A 25407-nucleotide genomic window follows, 5' to 3' on the forward strand; every position below is an offset into this window, starting at 1 on the left:
GCCGTCAGCCCTCGATGACGACCAGGGTGCCGAGCGGCAGCGCGTTCACGGCCGTGAGCGCGTCCGCCGGGAGGCGCACGCAGCCGTGGGACACCGCGCCGCTGCTCTGCTCGAAATAGTGGATGCCGATCAAGCCGCCGTCAGAGCCTCCGAAGGGCTCGTCGGCGGCGGTCGCATGCAGTGAGGTGAGCTGGATCGGGTGCACGGACTGCCCCTGGTCGGGATCGGTGTAGCGGGCCTGCAGGTAGCCCGTGACGCCGGTCGGCGTCGGCGTCTCGTCGGTGCCGACTCCCACCTTCCAGGAGGCCGTCACCGTGCCCGCAGCATCGAGGATGCTCAGCGACTGCTCGGCGACCGAGATGCGCACCGACTTGGTGAGGGTCGTCGTGCCGGCCAGGCTCGCGGCCGGCATCCAGGCCGCGGTCTGCGCGGGGGCGGCGGCCTCGCCTGCCGCGACCTGCGAGGGCAGCACTTGCCGCGCCGGGGTGAGGACGAGCGCCCAGGGCCCGTCGAGCTGGATGGGCACGACCACGGTGCGCTGGCCTCGGAAGTCCGTGGCCGGGATGCGGGCGACGGGAGTCGCACGGTCCGCGCCGAACAGCGGAACGTCGAACATCACCCGGTGCGCTGTCGGCGCCGTCAGCTTCCCGGCCGGCGCGGGCAGGAGGCCGGGGACGACGGCGTCATAGACCGCGGCGGGCAGCGCGGCGATCTCAGAACGTGTCAGAGCGGGAACGGGCGGGGCTGTGGACGCGGCCTCAGTCGGTACGGCCGTGACCGACGCGGAGGGTTTCGGAGTACGCGTGGGGTCCGGTTGCGCGCAGCCCGTCAGGCCGATGGCGGCAGCGAGGACGGCCACGGCGGACGCGGCGGCGATGAGGGTGCGGGGCTTCGGCATGAGCGCTCTCCGGTGGTCCGGGCTGATCGAACGGAAAACGGCCGGCGGCACCGCGAGGTGCCGCCGGCCGGAAATGCTGAGGGTCAGCCGGCGACGCGCGGGCTGGTGACCGCGCCGCCTGCGGGCGAGACCTGCACCGGCGTGACCTCGTCATCGGGAGCGCCACCGAGTTCGATCGTGGGGCCGGTCACCGCGACGCTGATCGACTGCGAGAGCTTCGAGTCGGCTCCGACGACGGTGAAGTCGATGGTCCCGGCCTCGACGGTGCCGCCGACGAGCGACCAGCTGAACGCGATGCCGCCGAACCGGTCCGCCGGATCGGTGTGCTCGAACGTGTAGCCGTTGTAGACGATGGTCGTGGTGACGCTCTCGCCCGGCGTGTAGCCGCCGGCCCAGACGATGGCGCCGACGTTCTCGTCGGCGAGCTCGGCCGTCGTGATGGTGGCGGCGTCGGTCCAGATGCCCTCGGGGGCGAACAGGGTCAGCGGGACCTCGGCGGCCAGATTGCCGGAGCCGTCGGTCGCGACGACCGCGAGGTAGCCGTTGTCGTAGTCGGCCGTCATGGCGTTGGCGGTCGGCGTCCAGTCCAGCAGGATGGCGCCGGCGTCGTCGCTCTCGGTGATGATGCTGTCGAGCACGGTCGGGCCGGTCGACTCGACGTCCACGAGGGACACGGTCACGTCGGCGTCGAGGTCGAAGCCCGAACCCGTGACGGCGAGGCCGGAGCCCCAGTCCCCGATGGTGAACGTCGACGACGCGAGCGAGATCTCGGCGCCGGCCGCATTGGCGGGGACGGCGGAGAGGGACAGAGCACCGGCGACGGCGACAGCACCGAGAACGGACGCTGCGCGCACCTTGGTGGTGGAAAGCATGGAACTCCCTGACTGGTGAGGTAGACGGGCGAGGTCGCCCACGTGCGAATCTAGGAGGCGGCCTGATGCGCGGTCTCGGCCTCCGGCTCGATTTACGTAGTGCCGAACATGCGTTCAGTAGACGCGTCGCTCCTCTCCGCAGCCGACGTCCCGCTGGGCCAGTGGTGGAGACCCTCCTCCCCTCGGACTGGGGAGGCGCGACGCTTGACATCTGCAAGCGCTTTCTGATCACCGGTGGCTGGTTTATTTGCCCGCCGTAAACGTTGTGTTACCAGTCCGTTTCCGCGGCCCCTCCGGCGATCCCGGTACCCATAACCTCCTTTCTGAGAGACCGTTCAGCCTGTCTCTCACTGCTCCTCCTCGCCGCCCGGACCGGCTGCTTCGCCATGCCCGGGCGACCTTCCCCCACGCCCCCGAGCTAGGAGAACCGTGCCCAAACGCCTGCCTGTACGACGACGGATCGCGCTCACCGTCGCCGCAGCCCTCATCCCGGTCGTCGCGTTGACGACCGCCCCCGCCGCCCTCGCGGCTCCCGCCCCCGACCCGGTCGTGGCCTCCGGCTCCGACTGGGCGGTCACCACCTCCCCCGGCGGCTACGTCGTCACCCTCGAGCTCGACGAGCCGCTGCCCATGGTCGACGACGCACCGACCCTCGTCGTCGACGGCGAGCCGATCGGCCTCGCCACGGAGTCGGCTGACGGACTGACCCTCGGGGTCGTCACCACCGACCCGGCCGTCGCGAACGCCTCCTCGGTCACCAAGGGATGGTCGAGCGGTGACGACGACAAGGCCGCCGAGACGCCCGAGGCTCCGGCCACACCGGCCGTCCCCGAGAACACGACCCTCACCAAGCAGCTGAAGTCGTTCGCACAGCTCGCCGCCGTCGAGGACCCGGCCGACCTCGGCTCGTACGCGGTCACCGAGGCCGAGTACGACTTCGGCGACCAGGCCGTACCGCTGGCCGCGATCGGCGGCATCCGCGGCGAGCTCACCGGCAAGATGTACCTGACGAATGCGGCCGGCGCCCGGCCGACGATCGTCCTGCTGCACGGCCGCCACACCTCGTGCTCGGGCACCGGAGCCAACCCGCTGCGCTGGCCCTGCGGCCCGACGCAGATGAACATCCGCTCGTACCTCGGCTACGAGGGCACGGCGCGGGCGCTGGCCTCGCGCGGCTACAACGTGCTCTCGATCGCGGCCAACTCGGTCAACTCGAACGACAACCAGCTCGCGCTCGACTACGGCGCGCAGGCCCGCGGCCAGCTCATCCTCGACACCCTCGGGATGCTGGCGAAGGCCACGGCCGGCGACGCGGTCGCGTACGACGACATCACCACCGCGACCAGCACCGTCCCGAGCACCACGACGACCCGGACCCTGGATGAGGCCCTCGTGCGGGCGACCACCCGCACCGATCAGCCCGCCGCCGCCTCCGGCATCACCGCCGCGTCGCTGAAGGGACGCTTCGACCTCGGGCACGTCGGCATCATGGGCCACTCGCGCGGTGGCGAGGGCGTCGTCTCGGCGGCGACCCTCAACCAGGCGCTGGCGAAGCCGTACGGCATCGAGTCGGTGCTCCCGCTCGCACCCGTCGACTTCGGCCGCATGACGCTGCCCGACGTGCCGACCGCCGTGTTCCTCCCCTACTGCGACGGCGACGTCTCCAACCAGCAGGGCCAGCACTTCATCGACGACTCGCGCCACGCGTTCGACGACGACGTGCTGCGCTCCGCCGTCTGGGTGATGGGAGCGAACCACAACTTCTTCAACACCGTGTGGACGCCGGGCCTCTACCCGGCCGCCACCGGCGACGACTGGCGCACCACCGACACCACGTCGACCTGCGCGACCACCAACCCGACGCGCATGACGGCGGCGCAGCAGTACCAGGTCGGCGTCAGCTACATGACCGGCTTCTTCCGCCTCACCATGGGCGGCGAGACGCAGTTCCAGTCGCTGTTCGACGGATCGGTCAAGCCGTCCACCGCGTCGACGACCTACGCCGACGTGCGGACGATGGCGACGCAGCCCGCCTCGAAGACCTCCCTGGTGAACGACTTCACCGAGACGAGCTCGCTCGTGCGCGTCTCGGGAGGCGCGACCGCCGTGGTCTGCACGAACCTGACCGGCCGCACCGTGCCGCAGTCGCTCCCGTTCTGCGCCACGACCAAGGCCTCCGCCCAGGTGCCGCACTGGACTCCCGGATCGTTCGCGCCGAACGTGCCCGAGTTCCCGGTGACCCGGTTCCTCTGGACCGGAGCATCGACCACCGATCCCGCCGTGCCGAGCACGGGCGAGCTGCGCGTGACCGTCCCGGCGAAACACCGCGACGTCTCGCGACAGTCCCAGCTCACGCTGAAGACGGCGCCGGACGAGGCCGTGCAGAACGGCACCGACTTCCGGATCACCGTCGTGGACGGCGCGGGCAAGACGTTCGCGATCGCCGCCTCCGCGGTGAACCCGCTCGCCGTGAACCGCATGCCGGGCGGGACGAACACGACCCTCAACAAGGTCGTGCTGCAGCAGCTGACCATCCCGACCTCCACCATCACCGGCATCGACCTGACCGACGTGCGTGAGGTGCGTCTCACGGCAGCGGTCGGCGCGGACGGCACCGGAACGGGAGGCGTCTACCTCTCCGACTTGGCCTTCGACACCCCGTCCGTCGGGACCGCCGTGGTGCAGACGCGGACCTCGGTGAACGTCGCGCCGACGATTGTCGAGGAGGGCAACGGCCCCGGCAGCGCCGACGTCGCGGTCTACCTGAACCGCGCGGAGAAGTCGGCGGTCACGGCCTACGTCAGCGTCATCGGTGCGGCGGCAGGATCGGTCGGCGTCGGGATCGGGATGGAGAAGGTCGCCTTCGCCCCCGGCGAGACCTGCAAGGCCGTCACCGTGCCGACGCTCGGCAACACCGCCGCCTCCGCCTCGCCCAGCACGGCCTTCAAGGTCAGCGTGACGAACAGCACGAACGCCGTCATGGGCGCGAGCGCCTTCGCCAACCTCACCGTCCGCGAGGACGACGGGGTGACGGGTGCCGCTCCCGCGCTGGCCCCGGTCGGCGCGCAGGGAGACGTGTGCGCCGAGCTCGCCGCCGCGACGAACCCCGTCCCGCTCGAGACCTCGGCCGAGGACGTCGCTCCGGGCGACTCGTTCACCCTCCGCGCGACCGGGTACCGGGCCGGCGAGACCGTGGCGTTCCGCTACGGCGCCACCGACCTCGGCACCGCGGTCGTGGATGCGGACGGCACGGCCTCGGTCGTGGTGCCCGTCGCAGAGGACGCCGACCTCGGTCCCGCCGACGCGACGGCGACGGGCTCCGGTTCGGGCCGTGCGGCGACGGTGTCGGTCTCGGTGCTCGCACCGACCGCGACGACGGTCACCGTGTCCCCGGCGACGCCGACGGCCGGGCAGAAGGTCACCTTCACCGCAACGGTGACCGGCCGCGACACCGCGGGCACGGTCGCCTTCCTCGACGGAGGCGAGCCGGCCGCCGCTCCCACGGCGACGGCTTCCGCCCTCGTCGCGGTGGCCGCGCCGACGGTGCTCGGAGAGGTGGAGGTCGTGGACGGCGTCGCGACCCTGACGCTCCCCGGAGGTCTCGCCGCCGGCAATCACGCGATCACGGCCTCCTTCGCCCGCACCGCCACCGCGAGCGCCTCCACCTCCGACCCGATCGCGGTGACCGTCGCGCCGGCGGCCTCCACCGGCGGATCCGAGACGGGCGGAGCGGGATCGACCGGCTCGGGATCCGGCACGGGTTCGGCTGCGGCCGGCGCGAGCGCGCTGGCCGAGACGGGATCGGCGATCGGCCTCTGGCTGCTCGCCGGGGTGACCGTGCTGCTCGCAGGAGCCGGCCTCCTCGCCGCCTCGCGCCGCCGCCGCATCGCGGAGTAGCCGAGTACGAAGAACCTGGGGCCAAAAACCGCCGAGTACGCAGAGAAATCGCGTACTCGGCGGTTTGGCGCGGGCGGTGTCAGCGGGCGGCGAGGCGGAGGAGGTGGGCCGCGGCGGACGAGGCGGGCGCGGCGCCTCCGCTCCAGATCGCGGTCAGGGGGCGGATGACGCGCAGGTCGAGGACGCGCACCCGCACGAGGGAGCCCTGCGCGAGCTGGTCGCGGACGGCCAGGATGCTGAGCGCGGCCGGTCCGGCGCCGGCCGCGACGGTGGAGCGGATCGCACTCGTCGTCGAGAGCGCGAGCGCCGGTTCGACGGGTGCGAGACCCGCCTCGGCGAGCGCCCGTTCGAGTGCCAGGCGCGTCCCGGAGCCGCTCTCGCGGACGACGAGCGGGGCGGCGGCGAGTTCGGCGGCGGTCACGCCCGAGCGGCGTCGGGCCCACGGATGTCGGGGGCCGACGACGACCACGAGCTCGTCGGTCGCGATCGTGCGGTGCGGGAGTCCCGCGGGGAGGTCGGGGGTCTCGATGAAGCCGAGATCCGCTGCCCCGCCGCGCACGGCCTCCACCACGCCGACGCTGTTCGCCGCGGTCAGCTCGATGCGCACGCCGGGCTCGGCTGCCCGCAGAACCGTGAGCCACGCCGGGGCGAGATGCTCGGCGATCGTCATGCTCGCGGCCACGCGGAGGCTCCCGGACTCGGGCGCGCGCAGCGCCGCCGTGGCGGACGAGAATCGGTCGACGGCGGCGAGCAGCTCAGTCGCCCACTCGACGACGATCGCGCCGGCTCCGGTCGGGCGGGTGCCGTGGGAAGTGCGCGTCAGGAGGGCGACGCCGAGGTCGCGTTCGAGCGCGGCCATCCGCGCCGACGCGGCCTGCTGGGAGACGCCGGTCGCCTGCGCGGCTCGCGAGAGGCTCCCGGACGCGGCGACGCCGACGAGCAGGCGGAGGCTGTCGAGATCGGGTTCGCGCATGCGGCTCCAGACACAAGGGACGGTTGTGGCGACTCCCACCGTAGTCGCACATCCGTTCAAGACCCGGCGTGCCGTCGCGGGCGACCCTGGAGCATGCACTCCGCCACCTCCTCCCCCGTCGGCTTCGCCGGGCTCGGCATCATGGGGCGGCCGATGGCGGCCAACCTCCTCTCGGCCGGTGTCGACCTCGTCGTCTGGAACCGTTCGCCCGGCCCCGCCGCCGAGCTCGCCGAGGCCGGCGCCACGATCGCCCGGGATGTCGACGACCTGTTCGCCCGCTGCCGCACCGTCATCCTCATGCTCGCCACCGAGGACGCGATCGACGCCGTGCTCGACCGCGCCGGTCCGGCCTTCGCCGAGCGGGTGGCCGGCCGGATCGTCCTGCAGATGGGCACCATGACGCCCGGCTACTCCCGAGGGCTCGCAGCCGCGATCGCGACAGCGGGCGGTGCGTACGTCGAGGCGCCCGTCTCCGGCTCCCGCGTCCCCGCGACCGAGGGGACGCTCGTCGCGATGCTGGCCGGACCGGACGAGGCGGTCGCCGAGGTCGCGCCGATCGTCGACGCGATGTGTGCGCAGCGGTTCGTCTGCGGCGCCGTTCCGGCGGCGCTCACGATGAAGCTCGCGGTCAACACCTTCCTCATCACGATGGTGACGGGGCTCGCGGAGGCGTTCCACTTCGCCGAGGTGACCGGGGCGGACCCGCGGGTGCTGCGGGAGGTGCTCGACGCCGGCCCGATGGCCTCCGCCGTCTCGCGCGGCAAGGCGGCCAAGCTCGTCGACGGCGACCTCTCGCCGCAGGCGGCGATCGGCGACGTACTCAAGAACGCCGCCCTCATCGAGGACGCGGCGCGCGAAGCAGGCTCGGCCCATCCCCTCATCACCGTGTGCCGCGAGCTGTTCACCGAGACCGCTGCAAGCGGCCGGGCGGGCGAGGACATGGCCGCGGTGGTCACCGCGCTCGCGGCGCGGGCACCCTTCTCGCGCCGCTGACGAGGGGCCGGGCGGCGAGGCGGCACGAAGTGCACGCGAAACGGCCGAGGCGGCGAAGAATTCGACCGCTCGGCGGGGAGGAGTGGAGGTGGGGCGCGGAGCGCGGGTCAGCGCGGGGCGCGCTGCGCGGCGCGCCAGCGGCCGGGCGTCAGCCCCTGCGTCTCGCGGAACACGCGCGTCAGGTGCGCCTGGTCGCTGAACCCGGCCGCGGCGGCGGCGTCGGCGAGCGACCAGCCGTCGGCGAGGAGCCGACGCGCCGCCCGCACCCGGCTGGCCGAACGGTAGCGGCTCGGGCTCGTGCCGAGGGCCGCCGAGAACTGCCGGGCGAGCTCCCACCGGCTGAGCCCTGACAACCCCTCGAGCCGCGCGGCGCTCCAACCCGACTGCGGCTCGTCGCGCAGCGCCTGCGCCACCCGAAGCACGGCGGGGAGGTCGACCCGCTTCGACCATGCCGGCGACGCGCCCCCGGAGGCGGTGACCAGCACGCGCGCGAGCGCTTCGACGACCTCCACCTCCTGCAGCTCGTCGCCCGCGGCCGACCAGCGGGCGACCGTGGCCGCGCCGGGGAGCGGCAGACGGTCGGGCCGCGCGATCGGGTCGCGCACGAACGGCAGGCCCGTCGTCCCACCCGCCGCGCGGATCGCCGCCGGGTCGACGTAGAAGATGCGGTAGGCGATGCCTTCGGCGTCTCCGGGCATCCCGTCGTGCAGTTCGCCGGGGTGGAGGATGTGCCACTGTCCGACGAGCCCCGCGTGGTGTTCGCCGCGGTAGTAGAACCGCTGCACGCCGGAGAGCGTCACGCCGATCCCGTACGTCTCGTGCCGGTGCCGGGCGAACCCGACGCCGTCGAGGGTGACGTCCCACGTCTCCACGGCGTCGCCGGCCGTCCGCTGGCGGAAGCCGAACCCCGCCGGCGCCGGTGCCTCGTTCGACGGCCCTTCGCTCATGGTGCACCGAGCCTACGGCATGGGTCATGCACCGGGAATCCGTAGCGGCGGGCTCAGTCCGCGATCACCCGAGCGCGCCCCGCGAGGTAGCCGAACACGCCGAGCACGGCGAGCAGCCCGACGAGGATGGCGAGCGCCGGCGTCCACGAGCCCGTCGCGTCGTGCAGCGCACCCGCGGCGATCGGGCCCGCGGCGGCCAGCACGTAGCCGACCGACTGGGCCATCCCCGAGAGTGCGGCGGCCTGGTCATGGTGCCGGGTGCGCAGGCCGAAGAACGAGAGCGCGAGCACGATGCTCGACCCGCCGGCGAGCCCGGCCATGCTCGCCCAGACACCGCCGAGCTGCGGGGCGAGCAGCACGCCGAGCGCGGCGAGCGCGAAGAGCGCGGGTCCGGCGACGGCGAGCAGTCGCTGGTCGCGGAAGCGCGGGATGAGCGTGGAGGCGAGCAGGCTGCCCCCGATGCCGAAGGCGTTCAGCAGCAGCTGGTGCACACCGGCGGCGGCCGCATCCACCCCGGCCGCGCCCTCCATCGACGGAAGCCAGGTGATGAACACGTAGAAGCCGACCGACTGCAGCCCCATGAACGCGGTCACCTGCCAGCCGATGGCCGTGCCCCAGGGCGACCGGGCGCCGGCCGCGCGACCCGAGGGCGCGGTGTGGTGCGGCTCGGTCAGAGCGACGTCGTCCTCGGACGGCGGCACGACCGTGCGGCGGCGCAGCTGCGGCACCATGACGGCGAGGGCGATGAGCGCGAGGCCCGCCCACATCCCGAGCGGGAGGCGCCAGCCCCACGCTGTGAGCGCGGCGACCGGCACGGCGGCACCGGCGGCGATCGCGGCGAAGGAGGCCTGCACGGCCGAGTAGGCGCCCGTGACCTGCCCGATGCGGGTCGGGAAGTCGCGCTTCACAAGCGCGGGCAGCACCACGTTCAGGATCGCGATGGCGACGCCGAGCAGCCCCGTGCCGACCCAGAGGAGCGGCAGTCCGGGCAGCGAGCGGACCACGAGCCCGACCGCGAGACTGGCGAGCGCGACGCCGAGCGCGCGCTCGAGGCCGAGGCGGCGCGCGAACGCCGGGGCGACCGGCGACACGAACGCGAACGCGAGCAGCGGGAGGCTGATCAGGATGGACGCCGTCAGCGACGACAGCCCCAGGTCGTGCTGCAGCTCGGCGAGCACCGGGCCGACCGTGGTGATGCCGGCGCGGAGGTTGCCGGCCACGAGCAGCAGTCCGGCGATGACCAGGGCGGGCCGCAGCGGGCGGATGGCGGCGGGCGCCCGCGCGGCCCGCTGGGCGGGGGTGGGACGGGTCTCGGTGCTCATCGGGCGTTCTCCTCGGGCTGGTCGGCGGGCTGGGCTGTGGGCTGGGCCGTGGGCTGCGCCGTGGGTTGGTCATCCTGCGACGGTTCGAACCCGGCCTGCGCGTGGGCGACGTGCACCATCCGTTCGGCGGCGTCCGCGGCGCGATCCGGATCGCGGGCCTCGATCGCCGCCACCAGCTCGACGTGCGTCGCGTCGATGCGCGCGATGTCGTCGGCGAGGGCGTCGAGGTCGACGTCCGGCGAGTCCAGGTGGAGGAGCGCCTGATCGTTGCCGCCTGCCCCGCGGTAGAGCTCGGCCAGCAGCACGTTGCCGGAGGCTTCGAAGATCGCGCGGTGGAACCGGCGGTCCGCCTCGGCGTACGCGGGGGCGTCGCCGGTGTCGCGGGCGGTGGCGCGCTCCGCCAGCGCCTCGGCCAGCACCTCCCGCTGCCCCGGCGTCGCGCGGGTCGCGGCCAGCCGGGCGCCTTCGCGCTCCAGCAGCAGCCGCACCTCGAGCACGTCGGCGATGCGGTCGTGCTCGAGCCGACGGGCGAGCGCGGGTGCCAGATCGCTGGTCGCGACGACGAACGTCCCGTACCCGGCGCGGGCACCCAGCATCCCGGCGTGCACGAGGGAGCGAACGGCCTCCCGGACGCAGCCGCGGCTGACGTCGAACTCCCGGGCCAGATCGACCTCGGTCGGGAGCAGGGTGCCGACCGGGAACTCCCCCTCGGCGATGCGTTGGCGCAGCTGGATGGCGATGCGTTCCGAGAGCGGGACGTTCGGGGCGAGGCGAGGCATGACGGCCACGCTAGCAGCAAATGATCAAATGTCGGACAAAGTTTGCCGACATGGCAAACCGGCTGAATCGACCCCTCGCCGGCCCCCGCCCGACTTATGCGTCGATCGGGGGAACCACCTTGCGGTCCTGCGCCGGGAAGACGACCTTCTGGATGATGATGATCGCGCTGGCCGCGACCGGGATCGCGACAAGCGCCCCGAGGATCCCGCCGATCGTGCCGCCGCCGACCGCCGCGATGACGACGATCGCGCCCGGCACCGCCACGGCCTTGTTCATGATGCGCGGGCTGAGCACGTACGCCTCCACCTGCATGTAGACCAGGTAGTAGATGAACGCGACGAGCGCGGTGAGGGGCGACGCGAGCAGACAGATCAGCGAGTTGATGATCGCGCCGATCAGCGTTCCGACCAGCGGGATCAGCGATCCGAGAAAGGCGATCAGGGCGAGGAGCGCAGGCTGGGGCGCACCGATGATGGTGAGGAAGATCAGACTCAGGATGCCGTTGATCAGCGCCAGGCTCGCCTGTCCGATCACGTAGCGGCCGACCGCACCGGAGACGTCGTCGACGAGCTCGGCGAAGCCCTCGCGGCGGTACTCCGGCACGAAGCGGGCGGCGATCCGCTTGATCGAGCGCAGCGACGCCATGAAGTACAGGGTCAGGATGAGCACGATCGTCACGCCGGTCAGTCCGCCGGCGATGCCCGCGCCGACCGCGATCAGGCCGCCGCCGATGGTGGCGAGGTTGCCCGGGTCCTTGAAGAAGTTGAGCACGCCGTCCAGGCCCTGCTGGATGCTGTCGCCGTACTGGTTGGTGACGTCCTTGTACCAACTGCTCTTGGTGAAGTCCTCGATGGTGGTCGGCAGCGTCTGCACCAGGTGCGTGATCTGCTGGACGAGCACGGGGACGATGGCAAGGATGATCCCCGCGAACGCCAGGATCACCACGGCAACCACGATGCTGACCGCGGCGCCGCGCGGGAGCTTGCGCTCGATGAACGACACGATGGGGTCGAGGCCGAGGGCAAGGAACAGCGCGAGCCCGATGTAGACGAGCACCGTCGAGAGCTGGCCGATGACGGAGCCGATCAGCAGGGCGACGAGCACGCCCAGCGCGCCGACCAGTCCGAACGTGAAGGGGTGGATGCGGCGCAGGGTACCTCTATGAGGAGCGGCGCTGGCGGCGGGCGAACCCGCCACGGCCTCCGGATCGCTTCTGCGCTTCATGTCCCCTGCCTTCAGCGCGGGTGCTCGGCCATCCCGCGCCCGCCCGCACAGGCCCGGACCACGACCGTACCACCGGGCCATTCCGGGGCGGAGGACCTTGACATCCGCCGAGATCTGACTCGCAGCTCACCCGGCGATCGCCAACTGGCTCTACGCGTAATCGGGTCGGCCCGCTAACATGTGTCGATCGGATCAAGACAGGGCGTGCACGATGGAGCAAGAACGGCCTTGGACGTTGCGACTGTGGGCGTCTCGTGCAGCCGAGTTCCTGGTTGCCATCGCTGACAGCATCCTCGGCGGTCTCCGCCGGTAAGCCTGGACGATCGCCGAGAGCAGGGACCCCCTGTCAGCGGACGCGGACGGCCGCGGTGTAGCCGGCGCAGGATCCGGTGCCGTCCTTCCCGCACTCGTCGTACGGACTCCCGGTCACGACGACGGACGCGTCGCCGCGCGGGAAGTCGTCCGGTATCGCGAGGGGGACGCTGAAGGAACCGTCGGCGGCGACCTCCACCTCCACCGGCGGCGTCTGGGTGCCCGGAGTGCCCGGCACCCCCTCTGCGACGAGCGTGACGGAGTACGTGTGCCCCGCGGAGTAGCCGAGGTCGCATTCCGCAGCGGGGCTGGAGACGGTGACCGTGGTTCCCGCGTCCGGCCCTGACGGCGCCACCTCGAGCGGGGCGGGCAGGCAGCGGTCGATCCCGAAACGGGCCGACGACCCGCAACCGGCGAATGTCAGCGCGAGCGCGGCCGCGAGCGCACTCGCTACGACGCGCCTCCCCCAGCCCTCCATGCCGGGAGCCTAGCCAGCGTGGCGCCGAGGTTCACGTCGTTGCGCTCATTCCGGGACCCGAAGCCGCCACTACGTGAACCTCGGCGGCGGGATCTCAGTTGGTGACGAGGGCCTCTGCGGGTTCTGCGGCTGCTGCGGTGCGGCGGCGACCGCCGAGCAGCCGCGCGGCCGTCACCAGGGCGATCAGGGTGAAGAGCAGGCCGATGCCGATGTCGACCCACTCGCGACGGGTCAGGACGGTGTGCGACGGGACCTTCGTGGTCGAGAGTCCGTGATCGATCCCGGGAGCGCCGACGAGGGCGAAGGCGACGACGGCGACGACCAGCGCGAAGGGGACGATGCACCAGAGTGCTCGGACGGTTCTGACGGACATGGGTTCCTCCGTTCGCGTCGAGGCTCCCGCGGCGGGTCAGCCGGGAAGGATGCGGGTGAAGTGGTGCGCGACGCCCTGCCAGACCGTGGTGATCGACACATCGCGTCCGACATCGGGTGCATGGATCAGCGTACCGTTCCCCAGGTAGATCCCGATGTGCTCCTCATCATCGAAGACGACCAGATCGCCCGGCTTCGCCTCCGACTCGGGGATCACGGTGCCGGCGTCGTCCTGAAGGTGCACGAGGTGGCCGAGGGATATGCCCGCAGCGGCATACGCCTCCATCACGAGTCCCGAGCAGTCGATGCCGGAGTGCGACGCGCCGCCGAGGACGTACGGCGTGCCGAGGTACGACAGCGCGGCGTTCACGATCGCAGCCCGGGCGCCTCCCGCGGCGAGGGAGTCCATGATGGCCGACGCGGCCTGGTCTCCGGCGGCGCCGCCTTCGGACTGCACCACACCCGCCAGGGCGGAGGCGACGGGCGTGTCGCGGCTGATGGTGGAGGCGGCGAAGCGGGCCAAGGCCAGGTGCTGACTCTTCGTGGCGCCGGAACCGCTCGCGGACGACGACGACGCAAGCATCGAGGCGTCGACGAGCGCGGTGGCCGAGGTGGCGGCGTCGGCGGGCGGCACGACGGCGACGACCCCGATCAGGGCGAGGGCTGCGGCGGAGGCGGTGAAGGCGGCGGCACGGCCGGTGCGGTGACGGTCATCGGAGCGGCTCGTGGTCTCGGGCTTCTCAGCCCGTCTCCGCCCGGGCCGGGTCGTCCCGGGCTCGATCCGATGGCGCGCTCGTCCGCTCGTGGCCATCCCGTTCCTTCCGCGTCGTCCCCGTGAGTGCGTGCTCCCGGTGCAGACCGGCCTCCCCAACCCGATCGAGCCTAGGCGGGCCACTCTGGGCGCGACCGGCAAAGGACGCCGCTGCGGGTTCGGGTTCTCTCAGATCGCGGTGGCCTGGTCGACCAAGGCGGAGGCGATGACGAACGCCAGACCGGTGAAGACGAGTCCGACGAGCGGGAGCCACCAGGAGACAAATCCGGTCTTCGTGCGTGCGGCGAGTCCGGCGATCGTCGCGGCAACGCCGATCAGGACGACCGCCGGCACGATCCAGGTGGTGACTCCGAGCAGCGCGAAATCGCAACCGTGCGATCCGGCGCAGCGGGCCACGGACATGTGCTCGAGCAGCACCACGAACGAGAGCGCGACTCCCGCGACGAGGAGCACGACGAGCAGAAGGATGGTCGACGTCAGATCCCCGGTGGAAGGAGGCCGACTCTCCGGAGGACGACTGTTCACCTGCCACGGGTCCGTCGGTTCGTCGAACATGGAGAGCGCGTGCCGGTACGGCACCCTCCCCTCCCCCGATGGATCGAATGGTGGAGGACTCTGGAAATCGAACCAGACGAGTCGCCCCGATAGGCGAGTCCCCCCGATGTCGGGCCACGTTACCGCGCCGGGGCGCGACGAGCGAGACCCGGCAGGCGGATCAGCGGGGTTCGTTCAGGAACCGCTGGGCGCCCTGCGCGATCTCCGCCGAGAGGGTGTGGTGGAGGTAGTGCTCGCCAGACAGGGGAACGACCTCGCCGCGGTCGACGCTCGCCGCCTGCTCCTCGTGCAGCGTCATCCACCCCTGCACGTCGGTGTTGTCGTCCTGCACGAACAGGAGCACCGGGAGGTCGCGGGGGAAGGTGAGCCGCTGCGCGTCGCGGAAGTTCTGCGAGAAATGCTCCGTCTCATCGACGTAGGTCGGGCTCAGGCTGTTCTGCATCGAGAGCATCGTCATCTGCTTCTTCGCGTCATCGCTGAACGACGCCCCGGCGTAGGGGTCGCCCGCCAGGTCGGTCAGCACGCGCATCAGGCCGAGCGACTTCATGGCCTGCATGGCCCCGATCGGCAGCTCGTCGTCCATCCCGGGCTGCGTCGGAACGCTGCTGTCGATGCCCACGAACGCGGTCACCTCGTCGGGGTAGGCGTTGGCGTACTCGAGACCGTAGATGCCGGCGATCGAGTGGCCCATCAGCACGTAGCGGTGGATGTCGAGCTCGCCGAGCGCGTCGTGCACTTCGGAGACGATGTTGGCGGAGGTGCGCGGCCGGTCGGTCTGGTCGCTCAGGCCGTAGCCGAACGGCTCCACGACGACGGTGCGGTAGTCCACGTCGAGCTTCTCGGTGAGCGGGCCGAAGTCGAGGGCCGGCGACGACGTGCCGAAGCCGGGCAGCAGCACGATGGTCTGGTCGCCCTGGCCGCTCACGACGACGTTCATCTTCTTGCCGTCGACGTCGACCTTCTGGCCGTACTGCTCGATCTCCTTCGCCTCGGCCGACGTGGCGACGGCGTTGGAGATGGAGGTGACGGCGAGCGTGACGCCGACGACGGCCACGAGGCCCGCGATCGAGAACGCGGTGGCTTTCAGGAACGTCCTCCCGCGGCGCGGCGCGCGGGCCGGCGGGGTGTCGTGAGGGTCGTTCGGGGTGGAGAGAGGACCGGATCCGTCGGTGCGGGTATTCATGTATTCAACGTATGGCGGCCGACCCGGCGGCGGATCGGGCGCGGGTACCAGCGGCGCGAGCGGAAAGATCGTCCCGGGGGACCATCTTCGCGCGTCACATCGCGTGGCAGACGATCTCGTCGATGTGCGCGTAGGGATGCGTGGACGCCTGGTCGGCCGGCGCGTAGGTGTACGTCACGCCGGCCTGGAGCGGTGCCGTGTCGGTCAGCACGTCGACGGACTCGCCTCCCGGCGTGTCCGCGAAGCCGACGACGACCTTGGCCGCGGGACAGTCCTGGGGTGAATCGAGGAGGAAGGTCCACCCCTCCCCCGAGTAGCGGACGGTGACGCCGTCGAGCACCTCGACCGCTCCTTCCGTCGAGGATGCCGCGTGCCGCGGGCCGAACGCGCCGGCGACGTCGCCGGGACCGACGACGGCGATCCCGGCCAGGAGGGCGACCACTCCCAGCAGAGCCGCGCCACCGATCGAGATCCCGACGATCGCCCCGGTGGAGAGGCCGCGACGTCGCGGCGCACCTCCCTGCCTGCGGGGAGCCGCACCCCGTGATCGCAGCAGCACCTCCCGCGCCTGGGTGAGCAGGTCGAGGCCATCGCGGTCCTCGGGATCGTGCGTCTGCACACTCCACTCGTACATGCGCTGGATGTCGTCGGACGAGGCGGCCGGATGCACTCCCAGCAGGAAGGCCGCCTCCTCGGGCGATCTCACCGCCACGGGACGGCGGGTGGGTTCGCAGTGCGCATGGACCGATCGTGGCGATCCGAGGTCGACGCTGTCAAATCACCGTCGACCGGCGTCACTCACGCTCGCGCCACCCCCGCGATCTGCGTGTTGAACGGCAGGAACGGCGTGTGGATGCGGTACCTCTCGACGTCCACGTCGGCGAACCCGGCGGCGCGGACCGCGCCCTCGAGGTCGCGTTCGCACGAGCAGCCCTCGAAGGTCCATGCCCACGGCCGCCTGCACAGGCGCTGCGCCGCCCGGGTCGGGGTGCGGGGCGCGGCCTCCACGTGCTCCACGAAGCGGAAGGTCCCACCCGGTCGCAGGATGCGGCGGATCTCGGCGAGCACCGCCTCCGGCTGCCGCACGGTGCAGAGCACCAGCGACGAGATCACGGTGTCGACGCTCCCCGCGGCGAGGCCGGTGTCTTCGGCCACCCGCGCGCGCAGGTCCAGGTGGATGCCGTGTTCGCGCGCCGCGGCCGCGAGCCCGTCGTGCATGTACCGGTTGGGCTCGACGGCGACGAGCGTGCCGCCGGAGGGCAGGTAGCGGAGGTTGGCCCCGACGCCCGAGCCGATCTCGACGACGGTGCCGGGGAGGTCGGCGAAGACGCGGTCTTTGTGCGGCTGGAGGCTGCGCTGCAGCACCGGATCCATCGCGTGGAAGAAGGCGGCGTTGAAACGCCCGCGGAGGGCGTGCTGCTCGAAGGCGGGCGGCTGGACGGTCTCGGCATCGGTCTCGGTATCGGTCTCGGTCATGGCCTCAGCGTCGCCGCTCCGGGCCACGCGGGCAGGCGTGGAACCACCCCACTTCGCCGCGTCGACCGCATCGCTCCGCCTCACGCCCGGCCGTCGCGCTGAGCTGCGTACCAGGCCGCGAGCTGCGCACGGGAGCGGAGTCCGAGCCGCTGCCGGATGCGGTCGACGTGACCTTCGGCCGAGCGCTCCTCGATGCCGAGCCGCGCGGCGATCTGCCGGTTGGTGAGGCCCTCGCCGACGAGGGCGGCGACCTCCTGCTGTCGTGGGGTCAGCATCCCGCTGCCCTCCCGCAGCGCGCGCAATCCGAGGAAGCGGCGGATGGTCGCCACGAGGGCCGACGCATCGCCCACGTACGGCAGGTGTGATCGCCCGGGCAGCACGACCAGGCGCGCGTCCGGGATGCCCGCGGCGAGCGCCTCCGCCTGGGCGACGGGAGCCGCGCGGTCGTGCTCGCGGTGCACGACCAGCGTCGGGGCACGCACGCTGCCCAGGAGGTCGCTGACGTCGAGCGCGTAGCTCATCCCGAGCAGGGCGCGGGCGGTCGCGGCGGTCGAGCAGGCGCGCTGGTACCGGCCGATCTCCGCACGCAGCGCGGCGCCCGCGTCGGGCGCGAAGACGTCGGTGAGCACGTCGGAGCCGAGACCCCAGTGCGCTTCGATGAGGCCGAGGAGGTGCTCCCGCACGGCGGGCGCCGCGACCTGCGATCCGGATGCCCAGCCGCCGTAGAGCACCAGGCGGCGCACGGACGCGGGGTGCGCGGCGGCCCACGCCACGGCGACGAGCGCACCCATCGACACCCCGACCAGGTCGAACGGTTCGGGCCCGAGCGTCGCCACGACGGCATCCAGCTGCTCGAGCTCGAACGCGAGCGACGGCGGACGGGCCGGCACGGGCTCCGGAGACAGTCCGCAACCGACGCGGTCGTAACGGACGAACCGCGCGCCCTGGGCGAGACCCGCGTAGAAGGAACGCTCCTCCGGCAGCGCCCACCCTCGCTCGAGGTGGCTGAGCCAGCCGGAGACGTACACGATCGCGCGGCCGTCGCCGGGGCCGACGGTCGCGTACGCCACCTCCGCTTCTCCGGCCGTCGCGACGCGGGCGATGCGCTGCTGCATGCGTCCATTGTGAGCCCGTGCGTACGATGCCCGTATGGTGCGCTGGGATCCGGGACTGTACGGGACGTTCGCGGACGAGCGGGCACGCCCGTTCCTCGACCTCACGAGCCGGCTGGACGGCCTGAGCCCGGCCCGCGTCGTCGATCTCGGCTGCGGCACCGGCGAGCTCACGGCCACGCTGGCCGACCGGTGGCCCGAGGCGCAGGTGCTCGGCATCGACTCGTCGGCCGAGATGCTCGCCGACGCGGAGGCGGTCGCAGCCGGCCGCGCGAACCTGCGCTTCCGGCAGCAGGCGATCGAGGAGTGGGAACCCTCCGGCGACGTCGACCTCGTCGTCAGCAACGCCGCGCTGCAGTGGGTGCCCGGCCACCGCGACCTGCTGCGCTCCTGGCTCCCCCGCCTCCATCCTGCGGCGACGGTGGCGGTGCAGATCCCCGGCAACGAGGACTCGCCGTCCCAGGTGCTGCTGCGCCGGCTCGCCGCGGAACCGCGCTGGGCGGGCGCCCTCGACGGCGTCGGCAGCGTGATCTCCCGCGTCGGGAGCATGCGCGAATACCTCGACGTCTTCCTGGAATCCGGCCACCGCGTCGAGGGATGGGAGACGACGTACCAGCACGTCCTCGCCGGCGACGACGCGGTGCTGCAGTGGCTCAGCGGCACCCGCCTGCGCCCCTACCTCGCCGCTCTCGGCCCGAGCGCCGACGCGTTCGTCGACGAGTTGCGACCCCGCCTCCGCGCCGCCTATCCGGCCGAGCACGGCGCGACCGTCTTCGGGTTCCGGAGACTGTTCGTCGTCGGACGGCTAGTCCCGGCCTGAAGATGTGACTTTCGTTGTAGCCGCCACGCCGCCCGCAATGGTGAGGAGGGCTCGACAATGAGCCCATGAGCAGTGTGGTCCAGCCGCACCGCCGTGCGCTCGCGGAGTGCGCGTCGCAGGTGGGGCTGGCTTTTCTGGAGGGCAGACCCGTGGTCCTCGGCGTCTTCGCGCTCCGTTTCGTCGTGGGCACACTACTGGTCGCAGACGCGGAGTGGTCGTCGCCGATGCTGTGGACGGCGGGGACGTCCTGGCTGCTCGCCGTGTGGGCCGTCTACCTGATCAACGGGATCAGCGACATCGAGGGCGACCGACTCAACGGGTCGTCACGGCCGCTGGCCAGCGGGAGGCTCGACAAGCGCCCGGCGATCGTCATCGCGGTCGCCCTCCTGGCCGTCTCCCTGCTGATGGCGACCCTGTTCCCCAGCCCGTTCCCCCTCGCGGTCGTGGCCTTCGTGTGCCTGGGGCTCGTCTACTCCGTCGGGCCGTGGGCGGCCAAGAAGGCGGGCGTCGCCGCGCTCGCGGTCGCCGGGGGCGGCGTGTTCCTGACCTACCTCGCTGCGGCGCACGTCGTCGCGAGCACGGTATCCGCCTCCGCGTACGCCTTCGCGACCGTGGCGTCGTCGTGGATCGTGGTCGTCGGCCACACCAAGGACTTCGGCGACGTGGAGGGCGACACGGCGGAGGGCCGGCGCACACTCCCCGTCCTGCTCGGCGAGGAGCGCGCGCGGACCGTGGTCGCCCTCGGCACCGCTGCGGTGTCCGCCACGGCGCTCGTGCTGGGCGCGGTCGTCGAGCAGCTGCGCGCACTGCTCGTGCTCGGCTTCGCGGGGCCGGTCGTCATCGTCTTCGTGCTCGTCGCACGGGGAGGCGACCGCGGCGACGAGAAGCGTCCCTACCGCTCCTTCATGACCGGCCAGTACGCTCTGAACATCGCAGCGCTGCTCGGCGCACTGGGGGGTTGAGGTCGAATTGGTGATCGGTGACGACGGCGTCGCGCTGCGCGACCGCATCCTGGAGACGCTGTTCGAACGCCTCCGCGCCGCTGAAAGCACGCTCGTCGCCGACGCCGAGGTGAAGGAGCAGCTGGCGACCCAGGTCGACTGGATCCTCGACCGCACCTTCGACACCCTCGGCCGGCCGGCGAGCGCGGAACGCCTCGTCACCCCGGCGCGACACGGTTCGGGAGTCGGCGAGACGCGTGCCCGCCAGAACATCCACCCGGTCGACAGCCTCAGCGCCGCCACCGAGCTCTTCGACGTGGCCTTCTCGATCATCAGCGCCGACCACGACGCCGACATCAGCCTCGGCGATCTGGCGCGCGCGCTGAACTCCGCCATCATGGCCGCCGTCGTCCCGGCGTCCGTCGGCTACGTGAACGTGCTGCTCGAGCGCCTCGCCGTCGCCCACAGCGAGGAGCGGCTCGGGATCTCGCGGGAGCTGCACGACCGGGTGGCGCACAGCATCGCCGCCGGCCTCCAGCGGTTCGAGCTGGGCGGCATCGACGACGGCTCCGACCCGCGCCTCCGGGAGGGGCTCCAGCTCTTCGGGGCTGCGCTGGACGAGACCCGCGCGATCGCGCTCGACCTCCGTCACGCGGTCGGCGACAAGCGGCTCGACGAAGCCCTGCGCGACTACGTCGACGACCTCGACGACTCCGGGCCGCCCGTGCTGACCACGGTGGAAGGGACGCCGTACCGGCTGTCGACGGGAGTGCAGGAGGAGGCGTTCATCATCATCCGCGAAGCCGTCCACAACGCCCGCCGCCACTCCCATGCCGGGATGATCCGCGTCCATTCGCACTGGGACCGGCGCAGCCTCACCATCGCGGTGAGCGACAACGGCCACGGCTTCGCCCATGAGACCGTGCGCTCGGGAGCGCTCGGTCTCATCGTGGCGCAGGAGCGTGCCGAGCTCATCGGCGCCGAACTCGACATCGTCCCGGGCCTCGGCACCGGGACGACCCTCAGCCTGACCATTCCGAGAGGCCCGGGAACTCCATGACAGACGAATCGCGAACCGTCGTCCTGATCGACGACCACGGCATGTTCCGGCAGGGGATCCGCGCGCTCATCGAGGGCCGCTTCCGCATCGTCGGCGAGGGGGGTTCAAGCGACGACGCGTGGACCCTCGTCTCCGAGCACGCCCCGGACGTGCTCCTCCTCGACGTCGAGATCCCGGGGTCGCCCGCCGAGCAGACGGTCTCGCGGCTGCGCCGGCACCACCCCGGGACGGCGATCGTCATCCTCACCATGCACAGCGACGCGGTGCTCGAGCGCCAGCTCCTGCGCGCGGGAGCCGCGGCCTTCGTGACCAAGACCGTGGACAGCGAGCAGCTGATCGCGGTGATCGCGCGCGCGACGCCGCCCGCGAACGAGCCGGCCGATTCCGGCGCCGACTCCGAGGTCACCGGCACGATCCTCACCATCCGGGAGCAGGAGGTACTGCGCATGATCGCGCAGGCGTACTCCAACCGCGACATCGCGACGTCGCTCTCCATCGCCGAGGGCACCGTCAAGCGGCACACGACGAACATGTACGAGAAGCTCGGCGCCACTTCGCGCATCGATGCGGTCCGGAAGGCCGCCCGGCTGGGGCTGCTGAACTGAGGCCCGCGGCGGCGGTCGGGGCCGTTAACAGAGGCGGCGGTGGCAGGAACCCCCGTTGCCCGCCACCGCCAGCGCCGTCCCCCGATGGCGCACAGAATGAAAGTAATCCCCGCATTTCTCGAAGTGAATACACCTTTGGTCACATCTCGCGGGTTCCCGATTTAATTCCCCGGTCATGAGAGGTTTCGGTCGCACCATTCGCCGTTGATATCCTCATCCCACACGCAGGCCTGGAGGAACGCATGGAACTGACATCGGTGATCGACGGCACGCACAACGCCCGCGACCTGGGCGGCATCACCCTCGACGGGGGCGCCGTGGTCGCGCCGGGAGTCGTGTACCGCTCGGATGCCCTGGCGACGCTGACCCCCGCGGGCGTGCAAGCCCTCCTCGATCTGCGGATCGGCACGGCCATCGATCTCCGCACCGACAGCGAACGCCTGCGCGCCCCGGACGTGCTGCCTGCTGGCGGCGAGACGCGGCTGGTCGAGCTGTCCATCCTGGGCGGCGCGATGGACGAGCTGGTGAAGCAGCTCCTCCCCTCCGGCGACCGCGCCGCCCTAAGCCAGGAGCAGATCGCCGCCCTCGTCGAGCAGATCCCGACCCTGGAGGAGCTCTACGTCGCCATCCTGCAGAGCAGCGCCCCGCAGTTCGCCCAGGTCGCCCGCGCGGTCGCCGAATCCGTCGGCACCGAGCGCCCCGCGGTGCTGTTCCACTGCACCGCCGGCAAGGACCGCACCGGCATCGCCGCGGCCCTGCTGCTCTCGATCGCCGGGGCGGATCGCGACGCGATCGTCGCGGACTACGAGCTCACGCAGGCCAACCTGGCGGGCGCCTTCGCCGACGCGCTGACCGGCCTCATCACGCAGCTCGGCATCCCGCTCGTGCCGCGCCTGGAGACGCTCGCGACGAAGTCCCCGGCCTCGGCGATCACCGCCGCGCTCGACTGGGTCGACGCGAACCACGGCGACGCCGCCGGTTACCTGCGCTCCGGCGGCCTCACCGACGCGGAGCTCGCGAGCGTGCGCGGGGCGCTCCGCCAGGAGCGGACCCCGCCGGAGTGATCCGGCCACCCGGGCGTCCTCCGCACGCGGGGGATCGCCAGGTGGGAGGCCTACGGTGAGGCCATGACGCCCCCTTCCCCGGATCGACCCGGCGCCCGGGCAGCCCGCCCCTGGCTCACCTCCTACGCCGAGGGGGTCCCCCACGACATCCCTCCCGTCACGACCACGCTCGTCGATACGCTCGACGCGTCCGTGCGCCGGTTCGGACGGCGCGGGGCGCTGGAGTTCTTCGGTCGCACGACGACATACGGCGAGCTCGGGGATCAGGTCGCCCGAGCGGCGAACGGACTCCGCAAGCTCGGCGTCACCGCCGGCGATCGGGTCGCCCTCGTGCTGCCGAACTGCCCGCAGCACGTGATCGCCTTCTACGCCGTCGTCCGGCTGGGCGCGATCGTCGTCGAGCACAACCCGCTCTACACGGCACGCGAGCTCCGGCATCAGTTCGAGGACCACGGCGCGAAGGTCGCCATCGTCTGGGACAAGGCGACCGACATGATCGCGGGTCTCCCCGCCGACGCCGCGCCCGAGCGGGTGATCTCCGTCGACATCACGCGCGCCCTGCCGTTCGGGAAACGCGCCGCCCTCCGCCTGCCGCTGCGCCGCGCCCGCACGGCACGAGCCGCGATGACCTCCACCCCGACGGCGAAGCGGGTGGTCCGCTGGGAACAGCTCGTCGCCCACCGGCCCCTCCCGCGCCGCACGCCGCGCCCGCGGGTCGGGGATGCCGCGCTCCTGCAGTACACGAGCGGCACGACGGGCACGCCGAAGGGGGCGATCCTCTCCCACGGCAACCTCGTCGCCAACGCGGCGCAGGGCAGGGCCTGGGTTCCGGGGCTCCGGGAGGGCGGCGAGGTCTTCTACGGCATCCTGCCGCTGTTCCACGCCTACGGCCTGACCCTCTGTCTCACCACCGCTCTCAGCATCGGCGCGCGCGTCGTGCTCTTCCCGACCTTCGACGTCGACCTGGTGATCGCGGCCGCGCGGACGTCGCCTCCGACCTTCCTCCCCGCCGTCCCGCCGATCTACGACGCGCTGGCCCGCGCGGCCCAGCCGAAGAGGCTGGACCTCAGCAGGATCCGGTACGCCATCTCGGGCGCGATGAGCCTCCCGGTCTCCACCGTGACCCGCTGGGAGGAGACGACCGGCGGCCTCCTCGTCGAGGGCTACGGGATGACGGAGGCCTCCCCGATCGCCCTCGGCAACCCGATGGGGCCGTCGCGGCGGCCCGGCACCGTCGGCGTGCCGTTCCCGAGCACTGACATCCGCGTCGTCGACCCCGCCGACGTGACCGTCGACGTCCCTTCCGGCGAACCGGGCGAACTGCTGATCCGCGGACCGCAGGTCTTCCACGGCTACTGGCGGCGCCCCGACGACACGCGTGCGGCGCTCCTGGACGGCGGCTGGTTGCGGACCGGCGACATCGTGACCGTCTCGGAGGACGGGTTCGTGACCATCATCGACCGGATCAAGGAGCTCATCGTCACCGGCGGCTTCAACGTCAGCCCGAGCGAGGTGGAGCAGACCCTCGCCTCCCACCCGGACGTCAGCGCCGCCGCCGTCGTCGGTCTGCCCCGCGGATCGGGCGGCGAGGACGTGGTCGCCGCCGTCGTCATGAACGAGGGGATCACCGTGGACCCCGGAGCCCTGCGTGACTACTGCCGGGCGCATCTCGCGGCCTACAAGATCCCCAAGCGGTTCGTGCAGGTCGACGAACTGCCGCGATCGCTGGTGGGAAAGGTCCTCCGGCGGACGGTGCGCGAGGAGATCCTCGCGGGGCTGGATCGCGGCTGACGGGCGGCCCGGCGGTTTCCCCCTCCCCACGACCCCCTCGCACCCGGTACCGTTCGCGCGAAAGCACTCTCACAGACGAACGGAGTCGCGCGATGACCCTCACCCCCACGGAACTCGACGAGATCGAGGCCGCCAACACCTCCGGGCGCACGCCCGTCGTGTTCGTGCACGGCCTGTGGCTGCTCTCCAGCAGCTGGCAGCCCTGGCGCGACCTCTTCGAAGACCAGGGATACGCCACCATCGCACCGGGGTGGCCCGACGATCCCGAGACGGTGGAGCAGGCCAAGGCCGATCCGGACGTCTTCGCCGGCAAGATGGTGCGGCAGGTCACCGACCACTACGCCGAGGCCATCGACGCGCTCGATCAGGCGCCGGTCGTCATCGGGCACAGTTTCGGCGGGCTCATCGCGCAGAAGCTCGCCGGCGAGGCGAAGAACGCGGTCACCGTCGCCATCGACCCGGCGCAGTTCAAGGGCGTCACCGCCCTCCCGCCGTCGGCCCTCAAAGCCGGTGCGCCCGCGCTCCTGACCTTCAACCGCACGAAGCACGGCGTCACGCTCACGTACGAGCAGTTCGCCTACGGCTGGACCAACGCGGTCTCGGAGGAGGAGGGCAAGGCCCTCTACGAGAAGTTCCACGTGCCCGCCTCCGCCGTGCCGATCTTCCAGGCCGCGACCGCCAACTTCAACCCGTTCGCCGAGACCAAGGTCATCACCGACAACCACGACCGCGGCCCGCTCCTGCTCATCGCCGGCGGCGACGACCACACGGTGCCGCAGGCGGTCGTCGAGAACGAGTTCAAGATCCAGCAGAAGAACCCCGGGGTCACCGAGCTGATCGTCGTGCCGGGCCGCGGGCACTCGCTCGTCATCGACTCGGGATGGCGGGAGGTCGCGGACGAGGCGCTCGAGTTCGTGCAGCGGCACAGCGGGTAGCGCGTGCGTCGCCGTCGTGCCGCGC

24 protein-coding genes are annotated in these 25407 nt (G+C 72.0%); 9 read left to right on the forward strand and 15 right to left on the reverse strand.

Features of this window, described 5'->3' with window-relative positions:
- Positions 1 to 4: 4 nt before the first annotated feature.
- Together HNR14_RS06110 and HNR14_RS06115 are read right to left on the reverse strand one after the other, a co-directional pair.
- Positions 5 to 898, reverse strand: coding sequence for a L,D-transpeptidase (locus tag HNR14_RS06110; protein ID WP_179700321.1), 894 nt, complete (start codon positions 896 to 898; stop codon positions 5 to 7).
- An 83-nt stretch (positions 899 to 981) separates the two neighbouring features.
- On the reverse strand, positions 982 to 1770 hold the full coding sequence (locus tag HNR14_RS06115; RefSeq protein WP_179700322.1) for a hypothetical protein: 789 nt from the start codon (positions 1768 to 1770) through the stop codon (positions 982 to 984).
- A 429-nt stretch (positions 1771 to 2199) separates the two neighbouring features.
- Between HNR14_RS06115 and HNR14_RS21325 the strand changes: the two genes are divergently transcribed.
- Positions 2200 to 5667 (forward strand): Ig-like domain repeat protein, encoded by a 3468-nt coding sequence (locus HNR14_RS21325; RefSeq protein ID WP_179700323.1) that lies wholly within the window; start codon positions 2200 to 2202, stop codon positions 5665 to 5667.
- Between the two features lie 79 nt (positions 5668 to 5746).
- Here HNR14_RS21325 and HNR14_RS06125 read toward each other — a convergent pair whose 3' ends face one another.
- On the reverse strand, positions 5747 to 6640 hold the full coding sequence (locus HNR14_RS06125; protein ID WP_179700324.1) for a LysR substrate-binding domain-containing protein: 894 nt from the start codon (positions 6638 to 6640) through the stop codon (positions 5747 to 5749).
- Here HNR14_RS06125 and HNR14_RS06130 point away from each other — a divergent pair.
- The gene (locus HNR14_RS06130) at positions 6626 to 7633 is read left to right on the forward strand and encodes an NAD(P)-dependent oxidoreductase (RefSeq protein ID WP_343064562.1); all 1008 of its coding nucleotides are present in this window, start codon (positions 6626 to 6628) and stop codon (positions 7631 to 7633) included. The genes HNR14_RS06125 and HNR14_RS06130 overlap by 15 nt on opposite strands.
- Positions 7634 to 7740: 107 nt before the next feature.
- On the opposite strand, the gene HNR14_RS06135 is transcribed toward HNR14_RS06130, so the two are convergent.
- From HNR14_RS06135 to HNR14_RS06190, 12 genes are all read right to left on the reverse strand, one after another.
- Complete coding sequence (locus HNR14_RS06135) at positions 7741 to 8580, reverse strand: helix-turn-helix domain-containing protein (protein ID WP_179700326.1); 840 nt, start codon at positions 8578 to 8580, stop codon at positions 7741 to 7743.
- A gap of 53 nt (positions 8581 to 8633) precedes the next feature.
- Positions 8634 to 9902 carry an MFS transporter gene (locus tag HNR14_RS06140; RefSeq protein WP_179700327.1) on the reverse strand — a complete coding sequence of 423 codons (1269 nt, stop codon included), beginning with the start codon at positions 9900 to 9902 and terminating at the stop codon, positions 8634 to 8636.
- Complete coding sequence (locus tag HNR14_RS06145; protein ID WP_179700328.1) at positions 9899 to 10681, reverse strand: FCD domain-containing protein; 783 nt, start codon at positions 10679 to 10681, stop codon at positions 9899 to 9901. Before HNR14_RS06145 ends, HNR14_RS06140 begins: the two co-directional genes overlap by 4 nt.
- A gap of 94 nt (positions 10682 to 10775) precedes the next feature.
- On the reverse strand, positions 10776 to 11906 hold the full coding sequence (locus HNR14_RS06150) for an AI-2E family transporter (protein WP_179700329.1): 1131 nt from the start codon (positions 11904 to 11906) through the stop codon (positions 10776 to 10778).
- 346 nt (positions 11907 to 12252) lie between these two features.
- Positions 12253 to 12696 carry a hypothetical protein gene (locus HNR14_RS06155; RefSeq protein ID WP_179700330.1) on the reverse strand — a complete coding sequence of 148 codons (444 nt, stop codon included), beginning with the start codon at positions 12694 to 12696 and terminating at the stop codon, positions 12253 to 12255.
- Between the two features lie 94 nt (positions 12697 to 12790).
- Complete coding sequence (locus HNR14_RS06160) at positions 12791 to 13069, reverse strand: hypothetical protein (RefSeq protein ID WP_179700331.1); 279 nt, start codon at positions 13067 to 13069, stop codon at positions 12791 to 12793.
- 36 nt (positions 13070 to 13105) lie between these two features.
- Positions 13106 to 13879 carry a C40 family peptidase gene (locus HNR14_RS06165; protein ID WP_179700332.1) on the reverse strand — a complete coding sequence of 258 codons (774 nt, stop codon included), beginning with the start codon at positions 13877 to 13879 and terminating at the stop codon, positions 13106 to 13108.
- 129 nt (positions 13880 to 14008) lie between these two features.
- On the reverse strand, positions 14009 to 14395 hold the full coding sequence (locus HNR14_RS06170) for a DUF6264 family protein (RefSeq protein WP_179700333.1): 387 nt from the start codon (positions 14393 to 14395) through the stop codon (positions 14009 to 14011).
- A 160-nt stretch (positions 14396 to 14555) separates the two neighbouring features.
- On the reverse strand, positions 14556 to 15578 hold the full coding sequence (locus HNR14_RS06175; RefSeq protein ID WP_179700334.1) for an alpha/beta hydrolase: 1023 nt from the start codon (positions 15576 to 15578) through the stop codon (positions 14556 to 14558).
- Between the two features lie 94 nt (positions 15579 to 15672).
- Complete coding sequence (locus HNR14_RS06180) at positions 15673 to 16290, reverse strand: hypothetical protein (protein WP_179700335.1); 618 nt, start codon at positions 16288 to 16290, stop codon at positions 15673 to 15675.
- An 86-nt stretch (positions 16291 to 16376) separates the two neighbouring features.
- The gene (locus HNR14_RS06185; protein WP_179700336.1) at positions 16377 to 17054 is read right to left on the reverse strand and encodes a class I SAM-dependent methyltransferase; all 678 of its coding nucleotides are present in this window, start codon (positions 17052 to 17054) and stop codon (positions 16377 to 16379) included.
- Between the two features lie 80 nt (positions 17055 to 17134).
- Positions 17135 to 18169, reverse strand: a complete 1035-nt coding sequence (locus HNR14_RS06190) for an alpha/beta fold hydrolase (RefSeq protein ID WP_179700337.1) — start codon at positions 18167 to 18169, stop codon at positions 17135 to 17137.
- A gap of 34 nt (positions 18170 to 18203) precedes the next feature.
- Here HNR14_RS06190 and HNR14_RS06195 point away from each other — a divergent pair, with 34 nt between their 5' ends.
- From HNR14_RS06195 to HNR14_RS06225, 7 genes are all read left to right on the forward strand, one after another.
- Complete coding sequence (locus HNR14_RS06195) at positions 18204 to 18986, forward strand: methyltransferase domain-containing protein (protein WP_218874984.1); 783 nt, start codon at positions 18204 to 18206, stop codon at positions 18984 to 18986.
- Between the two features lie 65 nt (positions 18987 to 19051).
- Positions 19052 to 19948, forward strand: a complete 897-nt coding sequence (locus HNR14_RS06200) for a UbiA family prenyltransferase (protein ID WP_179700338.1) — start codon at positions 19052 to 19054, stop codon at positions 19946 to 19948.
- Between the two features lie 10 nt (positions 19949 to 19958).
- Positions 19959 to 20987: a sensor histidine kinase gene (locus HNR14_RS06205; RefSeq protein WP_248616246.1), complete on the forward strand. Its 1029-nt coding sequence runs from the start codon at positions 19959 to 19961 to the stop codon at positions 20985 to 20987.
- Entirely contained in the window at positions 20984 to 21592 is a 609-nt protein-coding gene (locus HNR14_RS06210) for a response regulator (protein WP_179700339.1), read from the forward strand. The genes HNR14_RS06205 and HNR14_RS06210 overlap by 4 nt, the downstream gene beginning before the upstream one ends.
- Positions 21593 to 21834: 242 nt before the next feature.
- The gene (locus tag HNR14_RS06215) at positions 21835 to 22656 is read left to right on the forward strand and encodes a tyrosine-protein phosphatase (protein ID WP_179700340.1); all 822 of its coding nucleotides are present in this window, start codon (positions 21835 to 21837) and stop codon (positions 22654 to 22656) included.
- Between the two features lie 63 nt (positions 22657 to 22719).
- Positions 22720 to 24447 carry a long-chain-fatty-acid--CoA ligase gene (locus HNR14_RS06220; protein WP_179700341.1) on the forward strand — a complete coding sequence of 576 codons (1728 nt, stop codon included), beginning with the start codon at positions 22720 to 22722 and terminating at the stop codon, positions 24445 to 24447.
- Positions 24448 to 24539: 92 nt separating this feature from the next.
- Positions 24540 to 25382 carry an alpha/beta hydrolase gene (locus HNR14_RS06225; RefSeq protein ID WP_179700342.1) on the forward strand — a complete coding sequence of 281 codons (843 nt, stop codon included), beginning with the start codon at positions 24540 to 24542 and terminating at the stop codon, positions 25380 to 25382.
- Positions 25383 to 25407 lie beyond the last annotated feature (25 nt).

It is taken from the genome of Leifsonia naganoensis, from assembly GCF_013410615.1.
GTDB classification, from domain to species: Bacteria; Actinomycetota; Actinomycetes; order Actinomycetales; family Microbacteriaceae; genus Leifsonia; species Leifsonia aquatica.

Bases quoted from the DNA above. Each gene is read 5' to 3' on its own strand.
- HNR14_RS06110 (WP_179700321.1), bottom strand. From the start codon at position 898: ATGCCGAAGCCCCGCACCCTCATCGCCGCCGCGTCCGCCGTGGCCGTC.
- HNR14_RS06115 (WP_179700322.1), bottom strand. From the start codon at position 1,770: ATGCTTTCCACCACCAAGGTGCGCGCAGCGTCCGTTCTCGGTGCTGTC.
- HNR14_RS06125 (WP_179700324.1), bottom strand. From the start codon at position 6,640: ATGCGCGAACCCGATCTCGACAGCCTCCGCCTGCTCGTCGGCGTCGCC.
- HNR14_RS06135 (WP_179700326.1), bottom strand. From the start codon at position 8,580: ATGAGCGAAGGGCCGTCGAACGAGGCACCGGCGCCGGCGGGGTTCGGC.
- HNR14_RS06140 (WP_179700327.1), bottom strand. From the start codon at position 9,902: ATGAGCACCGAGACCCGTCCCACCCCCGCCCAGCGGGCCGCGCGGGCG.
- HNR14_RS06145 (WP_179700328.1), bottom strand. From the start codon at position 10,681: ATGCCTCGCCTCGCCCCGAACGTCCCGCTCTCGGAACGCATCGCCATC.
- HNR14_RS06150 (WP_179700329.1), bottom strand. From the start codon at position 11,906: ATGAAGCGCAGAAGCGATCCGGAGGCCGTGGCGGGTTCGCCCGCCGCC.
- HNR14_RS06155 (WP_179700330.1), bottom strand. From the start codon at position 12,696: ATGGAGGGCTGGGGGAGGCGCGTCGTAGCGAGTGCGCTCGCGGCCGCG.
- HNR14_RS06160 (WP_179700331.1), bottom strand. From the start codon at position 13,069: ATGTCCGTCAGAACCGTCCGAGCACTCTGGTGCATCGTCCCCTTCGCG.
- HNR14_RS06165 (WP_179700332.1), bottom strand. From the start codon at position 13,879: ATGGCCACGAGCGGACGAGCGCGCCATCGGATCGAGCCCGGGACGACC.
- HNR14_RS06170 (WP_179700333.1), bottom strand. From the start codon at position 14,395: ATGTTCGACGAACCGACGGACCCGTGGCAGGTGAACAGTCGTCCTCCG.
- HNR14_RS06175 (WP_179700334.1), bottom strand. From the start codon at position 15,578: ATGAATACCCGCACCGACGGATCCGGTCCTCTCTCCACCCCGAACGAC.
- HNR14_RS06185 (WP_179700336.1), bottom strand. From the start codon at position 17,054: ATGACCGAGACCGATACCGAGACCGATGCCGAGACCGTCCAGCCGCCC.
- HNR14_RS06190 (WP_179700337.1), bottom strand. From the start codon at position 18,169: ATGCAGCAGCGCATCGCCCGCGTCGCGACGGCCGGAGAAGCGGAGGTG.
- HNR14_RS06195 (WP_218874984.1), top strand. From the start codon at position 18,204: ATGGTGCGCTGGGATCCGGGACTGTACGGGACGTTCGCGGACGAGCGG.
- HNR14_RS06200 (WP_179700338.1), top strand. From the start codon at position 19,052: ATGAGCAGTGTGGTCCAGCCGCACCGCCGTGCGCTCGCGGAGTGCGCG.
- HNR14_RS06210 (WP_179700339.1), top strand. From the start codon at position 20,984: ATGACAGACGAATCGCGAACCGTCGTCCTGATCGACGACCACGGCATG.
- HNR14_RS06215 (WP_179700340.1), top strand. From the start codon at position 21,835: ATGGAACTGACATCGGTGATCGACGGCACGCACAACGCCCGCGACCTG.
- HNR14_RS06220 (WP_179700341.1), top strand. From the start codon at position 22,720: ATGACGCCCCCTTCCCCGGATCGACCCGGCGCCCGGGCAGCCCGCCCC.
- HNR14_RS06225 (WP_179700342.1), top strand. From the start codon at position 24,540: ATGACCCTCACCCCCACGGAACTCGACGAGATCGAGGCCGCCAACACC.